15 protein-coding genes and 3 pseudogenes are annotated in these 16,740 nt (G+C 72.6%); 8 read left to right on the plus strand and 10 right to left on the minus strand.

Annotation, left to right across the window (positions count from 1 at the left end; translation table 11 throughout):
• Positions 1-39 precede the first annotated feature (39 nt).
• Positions 40-1,047: an ornithine carbamoyltransferase gene (argF, locus tag V8690_RS32720; protein ID WP_338783690.1), complete on the plus strand. Its 1,008-nt coding sequence runs from the start codon at positions 40-42 to the stop codon at positions 1,045-1,047.
• Between the two features lie 6 nt (positions 1,048-1,053).
• Here argF and V8690_RS32725 read toward each other — a convergent pair whose 3' ends face one another.
• The gene (locus V8690_RS32725; protein WP_338783691.1) at positions 1,054-1,521 is read right to left on the minus strand and encodes an ATP-binding protein; all 468 of its coding nucleotides are present in this window, start codon (positions 1,519-1,521) and stop codon (positions 1,054-1,056) included.
• A gap of 308 nt (positions 1,522-1,829) precedes the next feature.
• On the opposite strand from V8690_RS32725, the gene V8690_RS32730 reads away from it, so the two are divergent.
• Both V8690_RS32730 and V8690_RS32735 read left to right on the plus strand, forming a co-directional pair.
• Entirely contained in the window at positions 1,830-2,657 is an 828-nt protein-coding gene (locus V8690_RS32730) for an enoyl-CoA hydratase family protein (RefSeq protein ID WP_338783692.1), read from the plus strand.
• A complete protein-coding gene (locus V8690_RS32735) occupies positions 2,642-5,023 on the plus strand; it encodes a bifunctional salicylyl-CoA 5-hydroxylase/oxidoreductase (RefSeq protein WP_338783693.1) in 2,382 nt (793 codons plus the stop codon). Before V8690_RS32730 ends, V8690_RS32735 begins: the two co-directional genes overlap by 16 nt.
• Here the strand turns inward: V8690_RS32735 and V8690_RS32740 are convergent.
• Both V8690_RS32740 and V8690_RS32745 read right to left on the minus strand, forming a co-directional pair.
• Complete coding sequence (locus V8690_RS32740) at positions 5,007-5,834, minus strand: PaaX family transcriptional regulator C-terminal domain-containing protein (protein WP_338783694.1); 828 nt, start codon at positions 5,832-5,834, stop codon at positions 5,007-5,009. The genes V8690_RS32735 and V8690_RS32740 overlap by 17 nt on opposite strands.
• Position 5,835: 1 nt before the next feature.
• Positions 5,836-7,482 (minus strand): AMP-binding protein, encoded by a 1,647-nt coding sequence (locus tag V8690_RS32745; RefSeq protein WP_338783695.1) that lies wholly within the window; start codon positions 7,480-7,482, stop codon positions 5,836-5,838.
• A gap of 129 nt (positions 7,483-7,611) precedes the next feature.
• On the opposite strand from V8690_RS32745, the pseudogene V8690_RS32750 reads away from it, so the two are divergent.
• From V8690_RS32750 to V8690_RS32765, 4 genes and pseudogenes are all read left to right on the plus strand, one after another.
• Positions 7,612-8,019, plus strand: a pseudogene (locus tag V8690_RS32750) (acyl-CoA dehydrogenase family protein); the annotation flags it as partial.
• 633 nt (positions 8,020-8,652) lie between these two features.
• Positions 8,653-9,393: pseudogene (locus V8690_RS32755) on the plus strand (acyl-CoA dehydrogenase); the annotation flags it as partial.
• Positions 9,390-9,788, plus strand: coding sequence for a RidA family protein (locus V8690_RS32760; protein ID WP_338783696.1), 399 nt, complete (start codon positions 9,390-9,392; stop codon positions 9,786-9,788). The pseudogene V8690_RS32755 and the gene V8690_RS32760, both read left to right, overlap by 4 nt.
• Before the next feature lie 101 nt (positions 9,789-9,889).
• On the plus strand, positions 9,890-10,327 hold the full coding sequence (locus tag V8690_RS32765; RefSeq protein WP_338783697.1) for a DUF6299 family protein: 438 nt from the start codon (positions 9,890-9,892) through the stop codon (positions 10,325-10,327).
• 44 nt (positions 10,328-10,371) lie between these two features.
• Here V8690_RS32765 and V8690_RS32770 read toward each other — a convergent pair whose 3' ends face one another.
• On the minus strand, positions 10,372-10,566 hold the full coding sequence (locus V8690_RS32770) for a hypothetical protein (RefSeq protein WP_338783698.1): 195 nt from the start codon (positions 10,564-10,566) through the stop codon (positions 10,372-10,374).
• A 21-nt stretch (positions 10,567-10,587) separates the two neighbouring features.
• On the opposite strand from V8690_RS32770, the pseudogene V8690_RS32775 reads away from it, so the two are divergent.
• Positions 10,588-10,722 (plus strand): annotated as a pseudogene (locus tag V8690_RS32775) (ABC transporter ATP-binding protein); the annotation flags it as partial.
• Positions 10,723-10,728: 6 nt separating this feature from the next.
• Here V8690_RS32775 and V8690_RS32780 read toward each other — a convergent pair.
• The 6 genes from V8690_RS32780 to V8690_RS32805 form a co-directional block, all read right to left on the minus strand.
• Positions 10,729-11,040 (minus strand): metalloregulator ArsR/SmtB family transcription factor, encoded by a 312-nt coding sequence (locus tag V8690_RS32780; RefSeq protein WP_338783699.1) that lies wholly within the window; start codon positions 11,038-11,040, stop codon positions 10,729-10,731.
• A 63-nt stretch (positions 11,041-11,103) separates the two neighbouring features.
• On the minus strand, positions 11,104-11,403 hold the full coding sequence (locus V8690_RS32785) for a hypothetical protein (RefSeq protein ID WP_338783700.1): 300 nt from the start codon (positions 11,401-11,403) through the stop codon (positions 11,104-11,106).
• Positions 11,404-11,551: 148 nt separating this feature from the next.
• Positions 11,552-12,316, minus strand: a complete 765-nt coding sequence (locus V8690_RS32790; RefSeq protein ID WP_338783701.1) for a class I SAM-dependent methyltransferase — start codon at positions 12,314-12,316, stop codon at positions 11,552-11,554.
• Positions 12,317-12,406: 90 nt separating this feature from the next.
• Positions 12,407-13,603, minus strand: a complete 1,197-nt coding sequence (locus tag V8690_RS32795) for an aminotransferase class V-fold PLP-dependent enzyme (protein WP_338783702.1) — start codon at positions 13,601-13,603, stop codon at positions 12,407-12,409.
• A 5-nt stretch (positions 13,604-13,608) separates the two neighbouring features.
• Complete coding sequence (locus V8690_RS32800) at positions 13,609-14,928, minus strand: pyridoxal-phosphate dependent enzyme (protein ID WP_338783703.1); 1,320 nt, start codon at positions 14,926-14,928, stop codon at positions 13,609-13,611.
• Positions 14,925-16,391 (minus strand): Y4yA family PLP-dependent enzyme, encoded by a 1,467-nt coding sequence (locus V8690_RS32805; RefSeq protein ID WP_338783704.1) that lies wholly within the window; start codon positions 16,389-16,391, stop codon positions 14,925-14,927. The genes V8690_RS32800 and V8690_RS32805 overlap by 4 nt, the downstream gene beginning before the upstream one ends.
• Positions 16,392-16,740 lie beyond the last annotated feature (349 nt).

A 16,740-nucleotide genomic window follows, 5' to 3' on the forward strand; every position in this document is an offset into this window, starting at 1 on the left:
GTCGTCCGTCCCCGTACCGCCGTATCCCTGGAGCGCCCCATGGCGACAGTCCCGACCGCCCTCGCCGGCCGCCACTTCCTCAAGGAGCTGGACTTCACCGAGGAGGAGTTCCGCGGTCTGGTCGAGCTGGCCGCCGAGCTGAAGGCCGCCAAGAAGGCCGGGGCCGAGACGCAGTACCTGCGGGGCCGGAACATCGCGCTGATCTTCGAGAAGACCTCCACCCGTACCCGCTGCGCCTTCGAGGTCGCGGCCGCCGACCAGGGCGCCTCGACGACGTACCTCGACCCGTCCGGCTCGCAGATCGGCCACAAGGAGTCGGTCAAGGACACCGCGCGGGTGCTGGGCCGGATGTACGACGGGATCGAGTACCGGGGCGACAGCCAGCGGAAGGTGGAGGAGCTGGCGGCGCACGCCGGTGTGCCGGTCTACAACGGGCTCACCGACGACTGGCACCCCACCCAGATGCTCGCCGACGTGCTGACCATGACCGAGCACTGCGCCAAGCCGCTGACGGAGACCGCCTTCGCCTACCTGGGCGACGCCCGCTTCAACATGGGCAACTCCTACCTGGTCACCGGCGCCCTGCTCGGCATGGACGTGCGTCTCGTCGCCCCGAAGGACTACTGGCCGGCCGAGGAGGTCGTCGACCGGGCCCGTGCCCTCGCCGAGACCAGCGGTGCCCGCCTCACCCTCACCGAGACCCTGGACGAGGGTGTCCGTGGCGCCGACTTCGTCGCCACCGACGTCTGGGTCTCCATGGGCGAGCCGAAGGAGGTCTGGGCCGAGCGCATCGCCGCCCTCGCCCCGTACGCCGTGACCATGGACGTCCTGCGCGCCACCGGCAACCCGGACGTGAAGTTCCTGCACTGCCTGCCCGCCTTCCACGACCTCGGCACCAAGGTCGGGCAGGAGATCCACGCGGCCCACGGCCTGGAGCACCTGGAGGTGTCGGACGAGGTCTTCGAGTCGGCGCACTCCGTCGTCTTCGACGAGGCGGAGAACCGCCTGCACACGATCAAGGCAGTGCTGGTCGCGACCCTCGGCTGAACCGCGTCAGGCCGACGGCCGCCGCTGAGCCGGTATCACGGGCAGTCGGAACCACACCGCCTTGCCGGACTCGGTCGGCCGGTGCCCGCACGACGAGCTCAGGGTGCGGATCAGCAGCAGACCGCGCCCGTGCTCCTGCCAGGGGTCGGGCATCCCGCCGGCCGGACAGGTGAGATCGCCGGGCGGCTGCGGATCGGTGTCGTGCACCTCGACCTGGCAGCCCGACGGCATCAGCTCCACCACCAGCTCTATCGGGGTCTCGCCGGAGGTGTGCTCCACGGCGTTCGCCACCAGCTCCGCCGTGAGCAGCTCCGCCGTGTCGCAGTCGGCCCCGTGCTCCAGCTCGGTCAGCGCCGTACGGACCAGGGCACGGGCCACGGGCACCGCCGCTGCGGTGTGCGGCAGTGCGATGCGCCAGGAGGTGGGGGCTGAGGGGAGTTCGTACAAGGCGGGTCCGTTCATGGAGCAGGACATCCTGCTTTCAACCTGATGAATGGTACGGCGCCACTCTTCTGTGGCGTCCGAGGGGCACTGTCGGGGAACCTGCGGCCCCCTTGCCGCACGGCTTACCCAGGTGAACGCCTTGCGGCGCACAGCTGCTCCCGCCGTTACGCCGGTGTGGACGATCTGTGACGGATGTGACCCGCCCGGTTCACGCCCGACTCCCTCTGGGGTCCTACCCGAACGGCCTATCGCGCACTCATGACGACAGTCACGAATGAGTGATAAATTCGTGGGGTAGAGCTCAGTGAGGCAGTGCCCGCCCGAGGAGGCCGCACGTCATGAGTCCCTTCACCGGCTCCGCCGCCCGCACCCCGAGCTGGGAGCACCTGCGCGTCGACCTCTCCGACGGCGTCGCCACCGTCACCCTGGCCCGCCCCGAGAAACTCAACGCGCTCACCTTCGGCGCCTACGCCGATCTGCGCGACCTGCTCGCGGAGCTGTCCCGGGAGCGGTCCGTACGGGCCCTGGTGCTGGCCGGAGAGGGCCGCGGTTTCTGCTCCGGCGGCGACGTCGACGAGATCATCGGTGCCACCCTCGGTATGGACACCGCCCAGCTCCTGGACTTCAACCGCATGACCGGCCAGGTGGTCCGCGCCATCCGGGAGTGCCCCTTCCCGGTGATCGCGGCGGTGCGGGGCGTGGCGGCGGGCGCCGGAGCGGTCCTCGCCCTGGCCGCCGACTTCCGCGTGGCCGACCCCACGGCCCGCTTCGCCTTCCTCTTCACCCGGGTCGGCCTCTCCGGCGGCGACATGGGCGCGGCCTACCTCCTGCCCAGGGTCGTGGGCCTCGGCCACGCCACCCGCCTCCTGATGCTGGGCGACCCGGTCCGGGCCCCTGAGGCCGAGCGCATCGGCCTGATCAGCGAGCTGACGGAAGAGGGCCGGGCGGATGAGACAGCACAACAACTGGCCCGCCGCCTGGCAGACGGTCCGGCCCTGGCCTACGCCCAGACGAAGGCCCTCCTCACGTCAGAACTGGACATGCCCCTGGCGGCATCGGTGGAACTCGACGCTTCGACGCAGGCTCTCCTGATGACAGGGGAGGACTACGCGGAGTTCCACGCGGCATTCACGGAAAAGCGCCCTCCCAAATGGAGCGGACGGTGAGTGAGTTGGCTCCAGGGGAGCGGGGCTGTGTCGATACGCGGCTCCGCCGCGGGGCGCGACAAGCCACAACGCACCCGCAGCCGCCCGACGACAAGAGCCACCCCCTACGCGTGGCAATCATCGGCGGCGGCCCGGGCGGCCTCTACGCCGCCGCCCTCCTCAAACGCCTGGACCCCACCCGCGACATCACCGTCTGGGAACGAAACGCCCCCGACGACACCTTCGGCTTCGGCGTGGTCCTCTCGGACGAAACTCTGGGCGGTATAGAACACGCAGACCCGGTGGTCTACGGGGCCCTGCACCAGCACTTCGTCCGCTGGGACGACATCGACATCGTGCACCGAGGCGTACGGCACACCTCCAGAGGACACGGTTTCGCCGCACTCGGCAGAAGACGCCTCCTGGAGATCCTCCACACCCGCTGCCGCGAACTCGGCGTCGACCTCCGCTTCCACACCGAGGCCCCGAAGGACCTCACGCAGACCCACGACCTGGTCATCGCGGCGGACGGCATCCACAGCACCACACGCGAGGCCTACGCGGACGTCTTGCACCCCCGGGTGACGACCCATCACTGCCGCTACATCTGGCTCGCCACCGACTTCCCCTTCGACTCCTTCCGCTTCGAGATCGCCGAGACCGAACACGGCGTGATGCAGCTGCACGGCTACCCCTACGCGCCGGACGCCTCCACGGTGATCATCGAGATGCGCGAGGAGGTGTGGCACGCGGCCGGCTTCGACGAACACGGCGAAACGGAGTCGATCGAACGCTGCGCCAAGATCTTCGCGGAGGCACTCCGCGGCCGCCCCCTGAAGTCCAACAACTCGGCATGGACGACCTTCCGCACGGTCGTCAACGACCGCTGGTCGCACGGCAACGTCGTCCTCCTCGGCGACGCCGCCCACACCGCCCACTTCTCCATCGGCTCCGGCACCAAGCTCGCCGTCGAGGACGCCCTGACCCTGGCCGCCTGCCTGGAGGAACAGGACACCCTGGACGAGGCCCTGACGGCCTACGAGGCGGAGCGGCGGCCCGTCGTCGCCTCCACGCAGCGCGCGGCCCGGGCCAGCCTGGAGTGGTTCGAGAACCTCTCCCTGTACCTGGACCAGGCGCCCCGCCAGTTCGCCTTCAACCTGCTCACCCGCAGCCGCCGCGTCACCCACGACAACCTGCGGCTGCGCGACCCGCGCTTCACGGAGGCGGTGGAGCGGGAGTTCGGCTGCCCGCCCGGCACGCCCCCGATGTTCACGCCGTTCCGGCTGCGCGGCCTGACCCTGCGCAACCGGGTCGTCGTCTCGCCCATGGACATGTACTCGGCGGCCGACGGCGTCCCCGGCGACTTCCACCTCGTCCACCTGGGCGCGCGGGCGCTGGGCGGGGCCGGGCTGGTGATGACCGAGATGGTGTGCGTCAGCGAGGAGGGCAGGATCACGCCCGGCTGCACCGGCCTCTACACCGGCCGGCAGGCCGAGGCCTGGCGGCGTATCACCGACTTCGTGCACGACCGGGCGCCCGGCGCCGCGATCGGCGTGCAGCTCGGCCACAGCGGCCGCAAGGGTTCCACGAAGCTGATGTGGGAGGGCATGGACGAGCCGCTTCAGGAGGGCAACTGGCCGCTCGTGGCCGCGTCCGCGCTCCCGTACAAGCGGTTCAGCCAGACTCCGCGCGAGCTGTCACGCGCCCAGCTCACCGACCTCCGCGAGCAGTTCGCGGCCGCCGCCTGCCGCGCCGCCCGGGCCGGATTCGACCTGCTCGAACTGCACTGTGCGCACGGCTATCTGCTCTCCGGTTTCCTCTCCCCGCTGACCAACCGCCGCACCGACGCCTACGGCGGCTCGCTGGACAAGCGGCTCCGTTTCCCGCTGGAGGTGTTCGACGCCGTACGGAACGTCTGGCCGGGGGAGCGGCCCATGACCGTCCGGATCTCCGCCACCGACTGGGCCGACGGCGGGACCACGGCCGAGGACGCCGTCGAGATCGCCCGGGCCTTCGCCGCGCACGGCGCCGACGCGATCGACGTGTCGACGGGGCAGGTCGTGGCGGACGAGCGGCCCGAGTTCGGGCGGTCGTACCAGACGCCGTTCGCGGACCGGATCCGGGGCGCCATCGGCATTCCGGTGATCGCGGTCGGCGCGATCTCCTCCTGGGACGACGTCAACTCCCTGATCCTGGCGGGCCGGACCGACCTGTGCGCCCTGGCCCGGCCTCACCTCTACGACCCGCACTGGACGCTGCACGCGGCGGCCGAACAGGGCTACACGGGCCCCGGCGCCGTCTGGCCGGCCCCGTACCGCGCGGGCAGCCGCCGCCCGCAGACGGGCCGCACGGACGCGCCGAAGCCGCGCCTCACTCTGGGGCGCTGAGCAGCCCCACGAAGTCGGCGCCCGCGTCCCGCAGCCGCTCGTGCAGCCCCTGGAACACCGCCGCCGAGCGGGTCCCCGGCCAGTCCTCCGGGAGCAGTTCGGACGGCAGGCCGGGATCGGTGTAGGGGAGGTGGCGCCAGGAGTCCAGGGCGAGGAGGTAGTCGCGGTAGGCCTCCTCCGGTGGGGTGTCCTCGCGTTTCTCCCAGTCGCGCAGCACGCGCGCGTGGCGGTCGAGGAACGCCTCGTGCTCCTTGGCGACGGCGGCCAGGTCCCACCAGCGGGCGACGGCCTGAGCGGTCGGGGCGAAGCCGAGGTGCTCGCCGCGGAAGAAGTCGACGTACGCGTCCAGCCGCAGCCGCTGGAGGGTGTGCCGGGTCTCCTCGTACAGCCGCGCGGGCGCGATCCACACGCCCGGCGCGGCCGTGCCGAAACCGAGACCGGCCAGCCGGGAGCGCAGCACGTGCCGCTTCTGCCGCTCCGACTCCGGAACGGAGAAGACGGCGAGTACCCAGCCCTCGTCCTCGGGAGGAGCCGTGGCGTAGATGCGCCGGTCGCCGTCGTCGAGCAACTGGCGGGCGTCCGGGGACAGTTCGTACCCGGCCGCGCCCTGGACGGTGCGGGCGGGCACGAGCAGTCCGCGTCTCTTCAGCCGCGACACCGAGGAGCGTACGGACGGGGCGTCCACCCCGACCGCCGCGAGCAGCCGGATCAGTTCGGCGACGGGCACGGGGCCCGTCGCGAAGCGGCCGTACGCGCCGTAGAGCGTGACGATGAGAGACCGTGGTGCATGCTGGTCGGACACGTTGATCATCTTAGGTCGTACGGGTCACTCCCGGTCGTTCCCGGTCGTCTTCGGTGCCGCCGTCCGGGAGCCCACCCGTGCGCAGCCTGAACCGCTGGAGCTTGCCGGTGGCCGTGCGCGGCAGCGCGTCCAGGAAGACGATCTCGCGCGGGCACTTGTACGGCGCCAGCTCGCTCCTCACGAAGGCGCACAGCGCCCCGGCGTCCCGTTCCGCTCCCTCCTTGAGGATGGCGAAGGCCACCACGACCTGCCCGCGGGCCTCGTCGGGCCGTCCCACGACCGCGGCCTCCACCACGTCCGGGTGCCGCAGCAGCGCCTCCTCGACCTCGGGTCCGGCGATGTTGTACCCGGCCGAGATGATCATGTCGTCGGCGCGGGCGACGTACCGGAAGTAGCCGTCGGCCTCGCGGACGTAGGTGTCGCCGGTGATGTTCCAGCCGCCGCGTACGTACTCCCGCTGCCGCGGGTCGGCGAGGTAGCGGCAGCCGACCGGTCCGCGCACCGCGAGCAGCCCCGGCTCCCCGTCGGGCACCGGATCGCCGTGCTCGTCCTGCACGCGCGCGTGCCAGCCCGGTACGGGAACGCCCGTCGTGCCGGGCCGGATCCGCTCGTCGGCCGCGGAGATGAAGATGTGCAGCAACTCGGTGGCGCCGATGCCGTTGATGACGCGCAGGCCGGTGCGGTCGTGCCAGGCCCGCCAGGTGGCCGCCGGCAGGTTCTCGCCGGCCGAGACGCAGCGGCGCAGCGACGAGATGTCGTGGCCGTCGAGTTCGTCGAGCATCGCGCGGTACGCCGTGGGGGCCGTGAACAGCACGGACACCCGGTGGCGGGCGATGGCCGGCAGGAGATGCCGGGGACCGGCCTGCTCCAGCAGGAGCGCGCTCGCCCCGGCCCGCAGCGGGAAGACCACCAGCCCGCCGAGCCCGAAGGTGAAGCCGAGCGGGGGACTGCCCGTGAACACGTCGTCCGCTTCGGGTTTCAGGACGTGCCGGGAGAAGGTGTCGGCGATGGCCAGGACATCCCGGTGGAAGTGCATGCAGCCCTTGGGGCGGCCGGTGGTGCCGGAGGTGAAGGCGATGAGCGCGACGTCGTCGGCCGCGGTGTCGACGGCCTCGTACGGTGTGCCGGGCGCCTGGCGGTTGAGGAGGTCGTCCGGGGCGTCACCGCCGTAGACCGTGATCCGCAGGTTCGGGATCTCGGCCTTGGCGAGGTCGTCGACGGACCGGATGTCGCACAGCGCGTGCCGGACCCGGGCGATCTCGCACATCGTGCTCAGCTCGTGCGGGCGCTGCTGGGCGAGCACGGTGACGGCCACGGCCCCCACCTTGAGCACCGCGAGCCAGCAGGCCGCGAGCCACGGTGTGGTGGGGCCGCGCAGCAGCACGCGGTTGCCGGGGGCGACGCCGAGTTCGCCGGTGAGCAGGTGCGCGATGCGGTCGACGCGGGCCCGCAGGTCGGCGTACGTCCAGGGCTCTCCGGCCGGGGTGAGGAACGCCGGACGGCCGCCGGGCTGGCCGCTGAGCAGTTCGGCGGCGCAGTTGAGCCGTTCGGGGTAGCGCAGCTCCGGCAGGTCGAAATGGAGCTCGGGCCAGTGGTCCGGGGGTGGGAGATGGTCACGGGCGAAGGTGTCGACGTGGGCCGTACCCCGTGGATTCATACGATTCGCCCCCTTGGCGTGGTGGGCTCGCCCCTGGAGCGTATCGTGTTGGTGACGACAGTCAACGGTCCGCGATAGCCTTGGAGTGGCCCCGGCCGGGAGACAGGGGCGGCGGAGAAGGGACCGGCGATGACCGCATTCTCGCTCGAACCGGCACAACTCGCCTGGTGCGCCGAGCTGCGCGCCCTCGCCGCGGAGCGGCTGCGCCCGCTGGCCGACAAGGGCGAGCCCGGCCGGGTGAACCGCGCCCTGCTCGCCGAACTCGGCAGCCTCGGCCTGCTCGGCCGCCTCTTCACCTCCGGCGCGCTCGACCTCTGCCTGATGCGCGAGTCCCTGGCCTACGCCTGCACGGAAGCCGAAACGGCCCTGGCCCTCCAGGGCCTCGGCGCCCACCCGGTCCACGCCTACGGCACGGAATTGCAACGGTCCCGCTGGCTCCCCCGGGTGTCCGACGGCAGCGCGGTGGCGGCGTTCGCGTTGAGTGAGCCGGGGGCGGGGTCGGACGCGGCGGCGCTGGGGTTGCGGGCGGAGCGGGACGGTTGGCCGGGGGCGGCGTCCGGCGGTGGCTCACGGGGTGTGGTGGCTTCGGGTGGTGGTGGGGCGGCATCCGACGGCGGTTCTCGGGGCGGGGCGGCATCCGGTGGTGTGGTGGCTTCCGGTGGTGGTGACGGCGTGGCAGCCGACGGCCCCGCTCCGGGGCCTGCCGGATCCGGCGGCGCGCAGGGCTCCCGGATCGCGGGCGCACAGGGCCCCCGGATCGGGGGCGGCGGCTCACCGGGCTCGGCGGCACCCGACGGAAGTTCCGCCCCGAGCGCTCCGACTCCTGCCGACCGCTCATCCGCCGCGGCGGCGTCCGGCGGCGGCATTCAAGGCGCCGGGGTCCGTGACGGCGGCTCGCCGGGCGCGCCGGCGTCTGACGGTGGCAGTCGGGGTGCTCGGGCTCATGCCGGTGGCTCCGTCGGCGCGGAGGCGTCGGGCGGCGGAAGTCGGGGCGCTCGGACCCGTGCCGGTGGCTCCGTCGGCGCGGTGTCCGGCGGTGGTAGTCAGGGTGCCGAGGGACATGTCGGTCGTTCACCGGGCTCGGCGGCGGCCGGCGGCGGAACCGGGGCTGCTGACAGGGGCTCGTCGGGTTCCGGACGTGCGGTCTACGACCCGTCGGCTCCCGCCGAACTGGCCGCCGACCCCGACGGCCCCGCCCGCTGGCGGCTCACCGGTGAGAAGTGCTGGATCTCCAACGCCCCCGAGGCCGACTTCTACACCGTCTTCGCCCGGACCACCCCGGGAGCGGGGGCGCGCGGTGTCACGGCCTTTCTCGTGCCGGCCGACCGGGCGGGACTGACCGGTACCGGGCTCGACATGCTCTCCCCGCACCCCATCGGCGCGCTCGACTTCGACGCCGTGCCGGTGACGGCCGACGACGTGCTCGGTGAGGTGGACCGGGGGTTCCGGGTCGCCATGGGTACGCTCAACCTGTTCCGCCCCAGCGTCGGCGCCTTCGCGGTCGGTATGGCACGGGCGGCGCTCGACGCGACCCTCGCGCACACCGCCGGGCGGGACGCCTTCGGGGGCAAGCTGAGGGACCTTCAGGCCGTCTCCCACCAGGTCGCCGAGATGGCCCTGCGCACGGAGGCGGCCCGGCTGGTGGTCTACGCGGCGGCGACGGCGTACGACGAGGACGCCCCGGACGTGCCCCAGCGCGCCGCCATGGCGAAACTGCTCGCCACCGAGACCGCCCAGTACGTCGTCGACACGGCCGTCCAGCTGCACGGCGCCCGCGCGCTGCAACGCGGTCACCTGCTCGAACACCTCTACCGGGAGGTGCGCGCCCCACGCATCTACGAGGGGGCCAGTGAGGTCCAACGCGGCATCATCGCCAAGCAGTTGTACGCAGCCCACCAGGAGGCCCGGTGACCCTCGAACGCGTCAACCCGCCCGGCCTCACCTCACCGGCCGGCTTCTCGCACGCCGTCGTGGCCTCCGGGTCCAGGGTGGTGTTCCTGGCGGGGCAGACCGCCCTCGACGGCGACGGCAAGGTGGCCGGCGCGACCCTGCCGGAACAGTTCGAGAAGGCCCTCACCAACCTGCTGGCCGCTCTGGTGGCGGCCGGCGGCACGCCCTCCGATCTGGCCCGGGTCACCGTCTACGCCACGGACGTCGCCGCGTACCGCGCCCACGCCCCCGAACTGGGTCGCCTCTGGCGGAAACTGGCGGGCCGCGACTACCCGGCCATGGCGGTCGTCGAGGTCGTCCGGCTGTGGGACGAGGAGGCGTTGGTGGAACTGGACGGCTTCGCGGTGCTGCCGTAGGGACGCGGTGGACTCGCCACCGAAGGGGTGAGGATCACGGGCGCCCTGGGGGCCCGGTGCGAGTGGAAGCCGCGATTCCACTCCTCTCGGGAGGTTCCCCCATGCGTCTACGTCCCCTTCTCGGCGCGGTGACCGGTGCCGCGCCGCTCCTGCTCACCGGCGCCGCCGCGGCACCCGCCGCCGCGGCACCCGCCCCCTACGAGGCGGTGACGGTCGACGCCGTGGGCCGGATCGCCGCCGACGGCACCGTCGCCCTCTCCGGCACCTACCGCTGCCAGAGCTCCAGCGGCCCGGTCTTCGTCAGCTCCTCCGTGAGCCAGGGCGCCTCCATCACCCGCTACGGCATCGGCGGCACCCGCGCCGTGTGTGACGGCGCGGAGCACCGCTGGGTGAACACGGGCCGCCCCATTCCCGGCACGCTCGTGCCCGGCGCGGCCCACGTCGAGGCGACCCTGATGGAGCTGCGCACCTTCAGTGGCCTGCCGCTGCCCCGCCTCCACGCGGCCCTGGGCCAGGCCATCACCCTGGCCCAGGGCTGAGCGCAACGGTGAACGGACCGGTGGGCAGCCCGGGTTCGCGGAGCTCACCGGTCCGGGCCGGACCGGCGACCTGGGCTTCCCTCGTCGCGGTGGTGCGCGATGGCCCTCGTTCCTATGTCGACCCGTCGGATACAAGGGGCCGCCGTCATGGCGGCGCTGGCCACGGCGGTCACCGCCTGCTCGGCCCCCGGCAGCGGCAGCGGCCAGGACGGCGGCACGTCCGCCGGGTCCGTCGTCATCGGGTGGCCTCCGAGCCGGACACCCTCAGCGCCCTGGTCGCGGCCGTCGAGGACTACCGTGCCGCGACCGGCGCCGCCCTGCTGGCCGTCGGCCACGACCGCACCCCGCTCGGCCGCTGGTGCGACCGCGCGGTCCACTGGCAGAGCCTGGCCTGAGCCGGGCTACTCCTGGGCGTGCCGGATGGCATCCAGCACGATGTGCGCTACGTGGTCGTCGGTGAGGGTGTACCGCGTCTCGCGGGCCTGGCGCCGGGCGGTGACGATCCGGGAGGTCCGCAGCACTCGCAGATGCTGAGAGACCAGCGGCTGGCTCACACCCAGCGCGGTCACCAGCTCATGGACGTACTTCCCGCCGGCGGACAGCTCTCGCACGATGCCCAGCCGAACGGGCGAGGCCAGCGCGCGCAGCAGCTCGCTGGCCGTCTGCAGGGTCTGGTCCGGATCGTCCGTCGGAGGGGAGGGCGTCGTTGTCATATGCACACATTAGCATATGACAACGATTTCCAGTTCGCCCGGAAGGCGGCGGGGGTGGACCCCTCAGTGGTCGTCCCAGTGTCCCTCGTGCGCGGCGTGGCGGTGGCCGTCGTGTACGTAGTCGGTGTGGTCGCCGTGTCGCACGGCCAGGTGGCCGCAGTCGTCGCCGTGCTGGTGGTCGTGGTTCTGATGCACCGAGTGGCCGCCGTTCGCGCACTCGTCGACGTGGCCCTCGTGCGTCCGGTGGATGTGGCCGTCGTGGGCGTAGTCCGTGTGGTCGCCGTGCGCGAAGGCGACGTGGCCGCAGTCATCGCCGTGGGTGTGGGCGTGGTTGTCGTGGGTGACGTGCTCGGCGGTGGTCATGGGGTGGCTCCTTGCGCGTGTTCGTGCTGCCCGTGGCGCTTCGGCCGGGCCTGTCATGGCGACATTAACATATAGCGATTCCTGCATGTATTGTCCGGGCGTCCGGCACCGCCCGTCGGCGGAGGGCGGCGCAGGGGTGACGCCCGGGTCAGCGAACGGCGACGACCACGCAGCTCTCGCCGTACTGCCAGACCGGGCCCGCCGTGGAAAAGCCCGCCTCTCGCAGCAGGTCCAGATGGGCGGAGAGGGGGAGTTCGGCGGGGCGGCCGGTGTCGAGAGGTGCCTCGCGGCGGTGGCGCTCGGCGAGCAGGTCCGTCAGCTCTGGGTCGTCGGCGACTGCGGCCCACCAGGAGCCCCAGTCCTCGTGAGCGAACACCCGCTGCCGGTCGGCCCGGCACCGCCCGACATGGGCGGCGATGCCGGCCGGGCCCGTGTCGTCCTGGGGAAGATGGTCGCCGTTGACCAGGACACCGCCGGGGCGCAGCAGTGCGGCGAGCTGCCGGTAGACGCGCAGGAGGGTGTCGCGGTCGAGGTAGTGCAGAGCCGTCGTGGAGACGGCCGCGTCCAGGGGTCGGTCCAGGTCCAGAGCCCAGGTCCAGCCGGGGGTGCCGATCTCGGCGTCGACGTAGCGGGCCGCGTCCGGGTGGTGGGTCCGGCCCAGCTCCAGCAGCAGGGGATCCCGGTCCACCGCCACGATCTCCGCGTCCGGCAGCCGCCGGACCAGCCGGGCCGCCAGGGAGCCGGGCCCGCAGCCCAGGTCGACGACGAGGGGCCGGGAGCCGTGCCCGGCCGTGACGTGCTCGACGACATCGGCGATCACCGTGAACCGCTCCTCGCGGTCGACCGCGTACCGCTGCTGCTGGAGCTCCCATCGCTCCACCCACCGCTCCGCCGTCGCCAGACTCAGCCCCATCCGGTCGCGCCACCTTGCCGTCTCGCACCTGACTCTTTCCCGTCCGAGCCTACAGGTGGAAACGGTTCTCATTACGCATAGTTGGGGGTGTCACTGGAGTGAGGCCAGGACGGACAGCAGCCGGTCGATCTCCTCAACGGTGTTGTACACATGCAGACTCACCCGGACCGAACCGGTCTTCTCGCCCGCGTCGCCCTGGCAGTGGTTGTCCGAGCGGACCATGAAACCGTGGCTGAAGAGGATGAAGCCCAGATCGCCCGAGTCGATGGCGCGGTGCCGCAGGGTGACGATGCCCTGGCGCCGCTGCACGGCCGAGTCGGCGGCCAGGCTCAGTGGGCAGCCGAGGATCTCGTAGGCGTCCAGATGCCGCAGCCCCTCGGTGAGCCGGGCCGCCAGGGCGACCGTCCAGCGCTCGACGCGCTCCACACCGGCGGCGTCCAGCCAGTCCAGGGCCGCTTCGAGCGAGGCGATGCCCACGGTGTTCGGGGTGCCGCTCCACCCGCCGGGCGTGAACGCCGGGCCGCGTGCCTGCCGGGCCCACACCGCCCCCGTGCCGGGCAGCGCCAGCGCCTTGTGCCCGGAGAAGACGACGAAGTCGACGTCCAGCTCGGCCACGGACACCGGCAGATGCCCGACGCTCTGCGCCGCGTCCAGACAGATGACGGCGTCCGGGCCGACCGCCCGGCGGATGCGCTGCACGTTCATGTCGCCGCCGTAGACATGGTGCACATGGGTGGTGGCGACGAACCGGGTGCGCGGCCCGGCCCGTTCGGCCAGCGCGCGGTGGTCGTAGTCCCCGGAACCGCTCTGGTACGGCATCGGCACCACCCGGACGCGCACGCCCTCGCGGGCGAGTAGCCGCTGGGTCTCCCACCAGGGCTCGATGTTGGCCTGGTGGTCGGCGTCCGGTACCACGATCTCGTCGCCGTCGCGCAGGAACACCGGCAGCCAGTCGCGGGCGATCGTGCGCAGCCCCTCGGTCGTGCCGCCCGTGAAGTGGACGGCGGAGCGCTCGGGCTGGTCGTCCCCGAGGAACCGGGCCACGCGCTCGCGGGTGCGCTCGACCAGCTCCGTGGTCCGGTTGGCCCAGGTGTAGGTGCCCCGTGCCGCGTTGGCGTTGCTCGTGGTGAGGTACGTCTGCACGGCGTCCAGGACGGCCTGCGGCTTCTGCGCCGTCGCCGCGCTGTCCAGGTACGCCAGCTCCGGGTGCCCGGTGACGATGGGGAACTGGGCGCGCAGCGCCTGCTGCCACTGGCGCAGATCATCACGGATCGCGGGTGCGGTCATGGCGGTCAGTCCCGCACCAGGGGCGCGCCCGCGTCCCGCCAGGCGATGATGCCGCCGGCCAGGCTGCGCACGTCGGGATGGCCCATCCGGGTCAGCAGCGCCGCGTACCGGGCGGACTGCTCGCCCACCGGGCATGCCAGGAGCACCGGCCGGCTCCGGCTGAACGGCAGGCCGCCCTGGAGGAGTTCGGCGAACAGCTCGTCGACGATGTTGACCGACCCGTCGATGTGCAGCGCCGCGTACGCGAAGGGGCTGCGCAGGTCGACCACCAGCGGCCCCTCGGTACCGATCCACCGCCGCGCCTCGGCCACCGTGACCGACGGCGCCCCGCCGACCTCCGCGTCGGTCAGGTCGGCCGGCGAGTTCTTCCGGGGCGGCCGGCCCAGCAGGTCGGGCCGCCGCTGCCGGACGTAGCTCAGATAGCTCTCCACGCGGTCGCAGACGATGAACACCGCTGTCCGCCGCTCGGTCAACTCCTCGTCGACGACGCGCAGATGACGGATGGCTCCGTGGTAGGCGGCGCCGCCGGTGGGCCCGCCCAGGATGCCGCAGCGGCGGTTCAGGGTCAGCATCCCCTCGATCGCCTCGTCGGCGCTCACCGACTCGATCGTGTCGTACGTCTCCGGGTCGAACAGGCCGACCTCCTGCACCTCGTCGATGGTGCGGATCCCGGGGATGAAGTCGGACTTGGCCGCGACCAGCCCGACCACCCGCACCGAGGGGTCCTCCTCCCGCAACGCGCGGGCCACGCCCGTGGAGGAACCGGCCGTGCCCACACAGGCGACGAACCAGTCCGGCACCCGGCCGTCCAGGTCCTTGACGATCTCCGGGCCGGTGCCGGTGAGATGCGCCTCGGTGTTGCGCGGGTTGAAGTACTGGTCGGTGTGGAGATAGGAGCTGCCGGAGGCCGACAGCGTGCGATGGAAGAGGGTCAGCGGGTCGTCCGTCGCGGTCGGGTCCAGACACTCGCTCTGCCCCGGCAGTTCCTCGATCTCCGCGCCGAGCAGCAGCAGAAGGTCCTTGATCTCCGGCACCCGCATCCGGTTGGTGACGCTCTTGAAGCCCAGGCCGTGCATGCCCGCGACGACCGCCAGCGCCTTCGCCGTGTTGCCGCTGGACAACTCCACGACCTGGCTGCCGTGTTCGACCGCCTCGGCCAGCAGCGGGCGCGCCATGTTCCAGGCCGCCCGGTCCTTGACCGAGCCGAAGGGGTTGAGCATCTCCAGCTTGGCGTACAGGTCGATGTTGCGCAGGCCGTGCACGGCCGGATCGATCCGCACCAGAGGGGTGTTGCCTATCGCCTCGGTGATGCTGTCGTACCTCACTGGACTCCCCCCGAGGGCGTGATCGGCCAGAACTGCTCGTCGAGACACCAGCGCCAGGCGTCGCCGTCCTGCCAGGCGGCGACCTTGCGGGCGACGGGCTGGTGCTGGGCGCGGGTGGCGTGGAAGTCCATGGCGTAACCGGCGGTGTTGGCGAAGGCCAGCAGGTCGCCGGGGACCGGACGGCGCGGCAGGAAGACCGTGCGCCGGGTGATCAGGTCGGTCTCCAGGCACAGGCCGCCGAAGAGGTGGACGGCGACGGGCCCCTCGCCCGGCCCGGCTCCGCTTCTGGGGATGACGACCGGGTCCATCAGCACTCCGTGGTCTTCCAGGGCGATGTCGTCCGCCTTCGCGGCCAGCCGCACGAGCAGTGCGCCGCCCGCCTCCTGGGAGCGGACCTCCAGCACCCTCGCGAGCGTCAGCCCGCACTGGTCCAGTAGCGCCCGGCCGGGCTCGCTGTGCAGGTCGTACAGGTGCTCCAGCAGCAGCGCGGCCAGCGGGCGGCCGCCGAGGGAGGCGGCGGGCTGGGCCAGCAGCTCGTCCAGATAGGCCGCGCCGGCGACGGACCGGTGGGCGGGGTAGAGGCCGAGCACGCCGCGCACGGTGCCGGACTCGCCCCGCAGCCCGTAGCCGTGTCCGCCCCACGTCAGGGGCGGGCGGCGGCCCAGGACGGCGGCCGTGAGCGCGGTCGTGTACGCCTCCCACTGCTCCCGCTCGGCGAGGTAACTGACGCCGAACCCGCCGCCGATGTCCACGGCCCGGGGCCGCAGCCCCCGGGCCCGGCACGCCTCCAGGGCCGCCAGGGACCCTTCGAGGGCGGTCGCCTTCTCCGCGACGCTCGTCGTGTCCAGGTGGTAGGCCACCCCCGTCAGCTCGACCGCGTCGCCGTGCCGCTCGACCGCCTCCAGCAGGGGATCCAACTCCCCTACGGGCGTGCCGAACCGGCTGCGCCGGCTCAGCACCTTCACCCCCGACGTCTCGAACCCCGACAGCCGCAGCAGCACCCGCACCGGGGCGAGGGCGTGCCCCCGTACCAGCGCGGCGAGCTGGTCCAGCTCGGCGACTCCGTCGACGCCGACCGTGACGCCCGTACGGGCCGCGAGCCACAGGAACTCGGGGTTCTTCGGCCCCGTGGCCGTGATCCGGTCGGCGGTGAAACCGGCCCCCAGCGCGTGCTGCAACTCGCCCAGCGACGCGACGTCCACGCCCGCGTCCGTGGCGGCGAGCCGGCGCAGCAGCGCGCTGGACCGGTTCGCCTTGTGGGCGTAGTAGACCTGGCCGGACAGGTGGTGCCTGCGGTACACGGACCGGAACCGCTCCAGGTTCTCGGCGATCTGGTCCGGCACCACCACGTGCAGGGGCGAGCCGAGCGCGTCGGTGAGCGAGTGCAGCGTCCCGGTCGCCGCCAGGAGCGACCCGAGCCGTGCCTCCAGCCGGGGTTCGAGATACAAGGGCCCGCCGTCCATGCGCCCTCCCTCCCCTGAAGCGGCCGCGCCCGGCATCCGGGCACGTCCGACTCTCCCCGCGTTTCGCCGTATAGCCCATATCCATTCTTCGGTCGCTTTACGCCCTGTAAGGCCCAGGCCCGTCTTCGCGCCGGTGTGAAGTGGATCACGGTCGGGCTGTGCGGCGCGCGCCCGGCGCGGGGCCGCGGCATCCGTCGTCCGGCCGAGTCTTCGCAGGTCGGACCGGCGTGTCCTGGCCGTTCGGCCGAGGCGGCGGCCCTGCGCCGCGACGCAGAGTGGGCTGCGGCCCGCCGTCCCCGCCGGCGAGTGGCAGGGCCGCACGGGTTCGCGTGCCGGAACGGGAGAAGTG

The organism is Streptomyces sp. DG1A-41, from assembly GCF_037055355.1.
GTDB lineage: Bacteria > Actinomycetota > Actinomycetes > Streptomycetales > Streptomycetaceae > Streptomyces.

Bases quoted from the DNA above. Each gene is read 5' to 3' on its own strand.
- argF (WP_338783690.1), top strand. From the start codon at position 40: ATGGCGACAGTCCCGACCGCCCTCGCCGGCCGCCACTTCCTCAAGGAG.
- V8690_RS32785 (WP_338783700.1), bottom strand. From the start codon at position 11,403: ATGACCACCGCCGAGCACGTCACCCACGACAACCACGCCCACACCCAC.
- V8690_RS32725 (WP_338783691.1), bottom strand. From the start codon at position 1,521: ATGTCCTGCTCCATGAACGGACCCGCCTTGTACGAACTCCCCTCAGCC.
- V8690_RS32740 (WP_338783694.1), bottom strand. From the start codon at position 5,834: ATGATCAACGTGTCCGACCAGCATGCACCACGGTCTCTCATCGTCACG.
- V8690_RS32730 (WP_338783692.1), top strand. From the start codon at position 1,830: ATGAGTCCCTTCACCGGCTCCGCCGCCCGCACCCCGAGCTGGGAGCAC.
- V8690_RS32790 (WP_338783701.1), bottom strand. From the start codon at position 12,316: ATGGGGCTGAGTCTGGCGACGGCGGAGCGGTGGGTGGAGCGATGGGAG.
- V8690_RS32770 (WP_338783698.1), bottom strand. From the start codon at position 10,566: ATGACGACGGACCCGGCGGACGTGCCGCCGTCCTGGCCGCTGCCGCTG.
- V8690_RS32735 (WP_338783693.1), top strand. From the start codon at position 2,642: ATGGAGCGGACGGTGAGTGAGTTGGCTCCAGGGGAGCGGGGCTGTGTC.
- V8690_RS32745 (WP_338783695.1), bottom strand. From the start codon at position 7,482: ATGAATCCACGGGGTACGGCCCACGTCGACACCTTCGCCCGTGACCAT.
- V8690_RS32765 (WP_338783697.1), top strand. From the start codon at position 9,890: ATGCGTCTACGTCCCCTTCTCGGCGCGGTGACCGGTGCCGCGCCGCTC.
- V8690_RS32795 (WP_338783702.1), bottom strand. From the start codon at position 13,603: ATGACCGCACCCGCGATCCGTGATGATCTGCGCCAGTGGCAGCAGGCG.
- V8690_RS32805 (WP_338783704.1), bottom strand. From the start codon at position 16,391: ATGGACGGCGGGCCCTTGTATCTCGAACCCCGGCTGGAGGCACGGCTC.
- V8690_RS32780 (WP_338783699.1), bottom strand. From the start codon at position 11,040: ATGACAACGACGCCCTCCCCTCCGACGGACGATCCGGACCAGACCCTG.